The 5,691-nt window shown below is 72.5% G+C and carries 3 protein-coding genes and 1 pseudogene; 3 read left to right on the top strand and 1 reads right to left on the bottom strand.

What is annotated here, in order from left to right; translation table 11 throughout:
- Positions 1-342: 342 nt before the first annotated feature.
- The gene (locus tag ACKOB8_RS06410; RefSeq protein ID WP_526376386.1) at positions 343-672 is read left to right on the top strand and encodes a hypothetical protein; all 330 of its coding nucleotides are present in this window, start codon (positions 343-345) and stop codon (positions 670-672) included.
- 39 nt (positions 673-711) lie between these two features.
- Here ACKOB8_RS06410 and ACKOB8_RS06405 read toward each other — a convergent pair whose 3' ends face one another.
- A complete protein-coding gene (locus ACKOB8_RS06405) occupies positions 712-1,161 on the bottom strand; it encodes a hypothetical protein (protein WP_526376385.1) in 450 nt (149 codons plus the stop codon).
- Positions 1,162-1,236: 75 nt separating this feature from the next.
- Here ACKOB8_RS06405 and ACKOB8_RS06400 point away from each other — a divergent pair, with 75 nt between their 5' ends.
- On the top strand, positions 1,237-2,973 hold the full coding sequence (locus ACKOB8_RS06400) for an amidohydrolase (protein ID WP_526376384.1): 1,737 nt from the start codon (positions 1,237-1,239) through the stop codon (positions 2,971-2,973).
- A gap of 199 nt (positions 2,974-3,172) precedes the next feature.
- Positions 3,173-5,691 (top strand): annotated as a pseudogene (locus tag ACKOB8_RS06395) (hypothetical protein); the annotation flags it as partial.

Below are 5,691 nucleotides of genomic sequence, written 5' to 3'. Positions count from 1 at the left end.
TGCCGCCGAGGCTGCCGGATCGGCGTTCACCGCCGGATCGGCCGGGGCGGCCGCTGCCGCCGGCGCGACACCCGCGGCAACTGCGAAGCCGACCCACACGGCCGCGCTCACGCCCCAGGACCATCGGACCCAGCCGGCCATCGTCCTCCCCGATCCGTTTGCTCTGCGTTGCGGTAGAAGCCTAGAGCACGCGATCTGGTTGACGGAATCGTTGCTGGCGAGGTTGCGGGTCTGACCCGGCGCCCTCGAGTGGACGGTCCCCGGGTGGCGTCTCGGGCCCGGCCGATATGTCGTACCCCGCCGCTAGCGTGCGCTCATCCGAGACGGGAGGGCTGCCGGGGGATGGGGAAGAGAAAGAAGTCGTCCGACGACGGCGCCGCAGCGGGCTTCGTGATCCTGCTGCTGCTGTGGCTGGTCGTGAAGTTCATCTGGTGGATCGTGGCCGCGCTCGTGCTGGTCGGGCTGTTCTACCTCGCGCGGGCGGTCGTCCGGCAGGACCGGCGGCGGCGGGAGCTCTACGCGCAGTGGTGCGCGGCCATCTGTGCCCGCGCCGACCAGCAGCACAACTGGGCGCTGAGTGGCGACGACCGCGGGATCTACGGCGTCGAGGGAGCCCAGCTCATGCGAGAGATCCGCTCCGTCGACGGGCAGCGACGCAACGTCTCCGGGTAGGTCTCCGGGTAGGTCTCCGGGTAGGTCTCCGGGTAGCCCTCAGACGAACCGCGAAGCCGCGTCCGCGTCGATCACCCGTCCGCTGCGAACCTCCGCACCGGCCGGGCGCCATCCCACAACCGTGAGATACAGGCCCAGCAGAGCCAGGATCGCGTAGGCGACGCGCCATATCGCGCCGGTCCCGATGACCGCGTTCGCCGCCGACATCAGAGCCGCGGGGAAGGCCAGCAGCAGGATGCCGCGCGCGACCATCAGCCAGCCCAGCGCGGAGATGATCACCGCCGGCGGGTTGGTCCAGTAGGGGTGCAGCCCGACGACGATCAGGCCGAGCAGCACGGTGATCGCCCCGCCGAACCAGGGCCAGACCGGGCTCGCCTCGACGTCCGAGAGCAGCTTCTGCATGTCCGGTGCACGCACCGCGGCGGTGATCGGCACCACAAGAAGGTAGGGGCCGATCACCCGGGCGAACATACGCGTCGTGGTGTTCATGGTGCGGGCATTCCCATCGGTCGGGTCGGCTAAACCCCATATACCCTCGCAGACAACCGCAACGGAAAGGCCGTGATGACCGACGACGCCGCAGGATGCTGCCAGCCACACCCCGTCAACGCCGCGAGGGTCTCGCTGGGCGGCGTCGCCCCCGCCGACCGGGCCGCCCGGCCGCGTCGGCGCGAAACCGGCGGCAAAGCAGAGCTTCTCGTCACCGGCTCGCTGATCACCCTCGATGACGCCGCCCCGCGCGCCGAGGCGATGGCGATCGCCAAGGGCCGCATCCTGGCCGTCGGCTCGCGGGCCGACGTGGAGGGCTTCGTGGGGCCGGGCACCAGAAAACTCGAGCACCCCGGCGGCGCGGTGCTGCCCGGCCTGGTCGAGCCGCATGTGCACCTGGTGTCCTCGGCGCTGGTGTTCGACGGCGTGGACTGCTCGCCCTACACCAACAAGACCCTCGATGCGGTGCTGGCGGCGCTGAAGACCGCGGTGGCCCAGGCCCCGGCCGGGCAGGCCGTCGTCGGCCAGCTCTATGACCCCAGCCTGCTGCCCGGCCAGCCCGACCTGACGGTCACGCTGCTCGACCCGATCTCGGCCACGGTGCCGATCGTGGTGATGAACGCCTCCCAGCACTTCTTCTACGTCAACTCCGCGGCGTATGCCGCCGTCGGGATCAGCGCCGAGACCCCCAACCCGCCCGGCGGGGACTTCGGCGCCCGCAACGGCGCGCTCACCGGAATCGTCGCCGAGGCCGCGGCGATGATCCCGTTCATCAAGTTGCTGCCGAGCCTGACACCCGACGTGGTCGCCAAGGCCATCACCGGCATCGCGGCCATGGCGGCCAAACAAGGCGTGACCTACGTGCACGAGGCGGCCACCGGTGCGATCGCCGGAGTCAAGGAGGTCGACCTGCTCCACGAGGTCTTCGCCCAGCCGGGCTTTCCGGTGCGCGGCTCGCTGTCGCTGTGGGGGGAGAGCCTGGCGGACTTCGTGGCCGCGGGAATCGTGCCCGGCTCCGGTGATGACCGGCTGCGCAGCCAGACCGTCAAGTGGGTCTCGGATGGATCCAACCAGGGCTACACCGGTTATCTGCGCGAGAACTACATCGGCCGCGACACCCGCGGGGTGGCCAACTTCACCGCGGAGCAGCTGACCGCGAACTTCGCGAAAACCGTTGCCGCACAATGGCCGATCATGTGCCACGCCAACGGCGACGCCGCCCTGGACATGGTGATGGCCGCCTTCACGGCATCAGCCGCACTGCCGGGGTGGGATCCGGGCAAGCGCCACCGCATCGAACACTGCTCGCTGCTGCACGACGAGCACATCGCGGCGATGGCGTCGCTGGGGATCTCGCCGAGCTTTCTGATGAACCATGTACGGCTGTGGGGCCGCGTCATGCGCGACGACATCCTCGGGCCCGCCCGCGCCGACCTGCTCGACCGCTACGCCTCGATCACCAAGGCCGGCATCCGCGGCAGCTTCCACTGCGACTTCTCGGTCTCGCCGATCGGTCCGCTGAACTACATCGCCACCGCCGCGGCGCGCACGATGGCCGACGGGGGCGAGGTACTCAACGCCGCCGAGCGGGTGTCGGTCGCGCAGGCGGTGCGCGCCAGCACCATCGACGCGGCGTGGATGTGTCACGCCGACGATCTGGTGGGCTCGCTGGAGGCGGGCAAGGCCGCCGACTTCGTGTTGCTGGGCGATGACCCGCTGGCCCACGAGTCCGACCCTGACGCGGTGCGCGACATCGCGGTGCTGGCGACCTACTCCGACGGCGCCGAGGTGCACTCGGCCCAGGCAGGGTAAGCCCCTCGGTTCCGGTTATTTCCGCTGGCCACATGGTGTACCCTGTTGGAGGCTTTCAGAAAAATTTCAGGTTTCTTTCAGGAAGTCGGAATGTCTTTTCGTGTTTATGGGGACGTCGGGCCAAGGGCGGTGCGTTATGTCGATTCAGATGCTGAGCAGCGAAGATAGCCAAACCGGGCGGTACCGTCCGGCCCGGTATGTGGGCCGGATCGGCGCCCTGGCGGTGGCCCTCGGCGTCGGCGGGGCGCTCGCCGCGCTGCCGGCGGTGGCCGCCGCGGACACCGGCGCTGCTCCCGACGCGGGCGCTTCGTCTTCTTCGTCCTCCGCCCAGCCGGCGGCCGACTCCGCTGAGTCCTCGGCCTCCTCGGGTTCCCAGCCCTCTCAGGCCACGCGCCGGAATGCCGGAACCCGCGGTGGCGTTGCTGAGCGCACCGACAACGATTCGCCCGCCGCGCCGGAGTCCGACGCCTCGACCGCCACGGGTGGCGCCTCGTCGCCGGCGCGCCGCGCGGCCGCGCCGACCAAGCGCAGCAGCGTGCAACGCGGCCCGAGCGCGGTGGTGGCCGACAGCACCCCGGCGGCCCCGGTCGTCGCCGCCCCGGCCCCGTCGGTCGACCTCGCCGAGGCGGTCGTCGCCGTCGCGGTGCAGGCCCCGCAAGCCGCCAGCGCCGCGCCCGCCGCGGCAGTGGCTCCCCAGCTCACCGTGGCCACCGCCCCCGGCGCGGTCTCCGGATTCGGCGGCGCCCTGCTGGCACTGCTCGGCGGTGGGGACCCGAACGCTCCCGCGAGCGCGCCGCTGAACTGGGCGGTGCTGGCGGTGAGCCGACGCGAGACCGAGGCCGCTGCCGCCGCTGCTGCGGCCGCCGGCGTCAGCGCGATCGGGCAGCTTGCCGACAACGGACCCTTCCTCCACGCGCTGGCCGAGCAGGCCGCGCAGGGTGTGGCCGCCTGGGGCGCGCCGCCCGCGGTGGGCACGCTCGTCGGCAACGCCGCGGCCACCCTGGTCCAGACCGTGCTGGCCCGCGCCGACAGCGCGGCCGCCATCGAGGCCTTCCTGGGCGCCCTGCCGGGCCGCCCGGCCGGGGTCAGCGACACCGATCTGATCAACGGACTGCTGCAGGGCAGCGTCGACGTCGGGCAGTTGCTCGGCGGTCAGTCCGGCGCGCAGGCGCTCGGCGGCCTGGTGACCCTGCTGACCACCCCGGCGGTGCAGCAGGCCCTCGGCGGCGGCACCACCGCCGCGATCAACGTGCTCACCGGCGTCACCGCGCCGACGTGGGCGCCGGCGGCCGACCCGACCGCGCTGGCCACGTTCCTCGGCGCGCAACTCGGGCAGGTGCTCGCCCCGCAACTGGGTTCGGGTCCGGCAACAGTGCTCGGCAACGCGGTGGCGGGCCTGCTGGCCGACCCGGCGGTCGCAGGCGGACTGGCCACGGTGGCCGGCTCGGCGGTGACGGCGCTTCTGGGTCAGCCCGAGGTGGGCGCCGCACTGCAGGGCCTCAGTGGGGTCGCCGCCGCCGTGCTCGGCGGCACCGACCTGGCCACCGCACTGGCCGCCGCGCTGCCGTCGCTGCAGAGCGACGCCGCCCTGACCTCCGCGCTGGGTGCGACCCTGCTCGCCGTGCTGCAGACCGCCGACACCGCGCTGCTGGGCAACCCCGCGGTGGCCGCCGCGCTGGGCGAGACGGTCACCTCCGTGTTCAGCCAGCTCGCGTCTGATCCGGCGGCCTGGCAGGCGCTGGGCGCTCTGGCGGCCGGCGCACTCGGTGAGGGCTCCATCGCCGCGATCACCGACCTGCTGGCCAACCCGGATCTGGGCAGCGGCCTGGCCGAGGTGGCCGGGGCGGCGGTCACCGGATTCCTCAGCCAGCCCGGTGTGAGCACCGCGCTGACCGGTGCCGTGGGCACCGTGATCACCCAGCTGCTGGGCGGTGCGGACCCGGCGACGGTGCTGCAGAGCGCGCTGCAGGCGCTGCAGGCGAACTCCGCGATCCAAGACGCACTGGGCGCCACGTTCACCGTCGCCGTGCAGGAACTCGACGCGCAGTCGCTGGCCACCGCGGTGGCGAACGTGGTCGGTCAGCTGACCAGCGACCAGGCCGTCATCACCGCGATCAGCGATCAGTTCGGACCGGAGGCGGCCGCGCTGCTGCTGCCGCTGGGCGACAACCTGTCCGCCGTGCTCGTCCCGGCGGTCACCGGTCTGCTCGCCACCCCCGGTTTGGGCACGGTCCTCGCCGACGTCGTCGGGGGAGTGCTCGCCGGGACCGATCCGGCGCAGGCGCTGCAGGACGCGCTGGCGGCGGCGGGGGACAACCCCGCCCTGCAGGACGCCCTCGGCGGGGCGATTGCGGACTGGATCAACACCGTCTTCTCCGACGCCGATATCCGCGAGGTGGCCGGCGACGCCGTCGGCCAGGTTCTCGCCGGCGCGCTGTCCACCGCCGGCGTGGACGCGGGACTCACCGCGGCCGCGGGCCAGGTGGCCGGCGCCACGGTGACCGCGCTGCTCTCCAACCCGGCCGTCGGCAACTTCGTCGGCAACGTCGCCACGGCGGTGCTCGGCGGGGCGGAGACGGCCGATCTGGCGCAGACGGTGATCACTGACGTGCTCTCCAACGGGGCGCTGCACGTGGCCGTCGGCTTCGCCCTCGGTCAGGGCGTCGGATCGCTCTTCGGCGAGAACCTCATCGGCGGCGCGGTCGGCCTGGTGGTCGG

It is taken from the genome of Mycobacterium sp. (genome assembly GCF_046091765.1).
Classification (GTDB): Bacteria; Actinomycetota; Actinomycetes; order Mycobacteriales; family Mycobacteriaceae; genus Mycobacterium.
The sequence above is the reverse complement of the archived record's forward strand: the minus strand, read 5'-3'. Positions and strand labels throughout refer to the sequence as shown.

What these genes read in the sequence shown, in the direction of transcription:
- ACKOB8_RS06410 (WP_526376386.1), top strand. Translation starts at nt 343, where the DNA reads ATGGGGAAGAGAAAGAAGTCGTCCGACGACGGCGCCGCAGCGGGCTTC.
- ACKOB8_RS06405 (WP_526376385.1), bottom strand. Translation starts at nt 1,161, where the DNA reads ATGAACACCACGACGCGTATGTTCGCCCGGGTGATCGGCCCCTACCTT.
- ACKOB8_RS06400 (WP_526376384.1), top strand. Translation starts at nt 1,237, where the DNA reads ATGACCGACGACGCCGCAGGATGCTGCCAGCCACACCCCGTCAACGCC.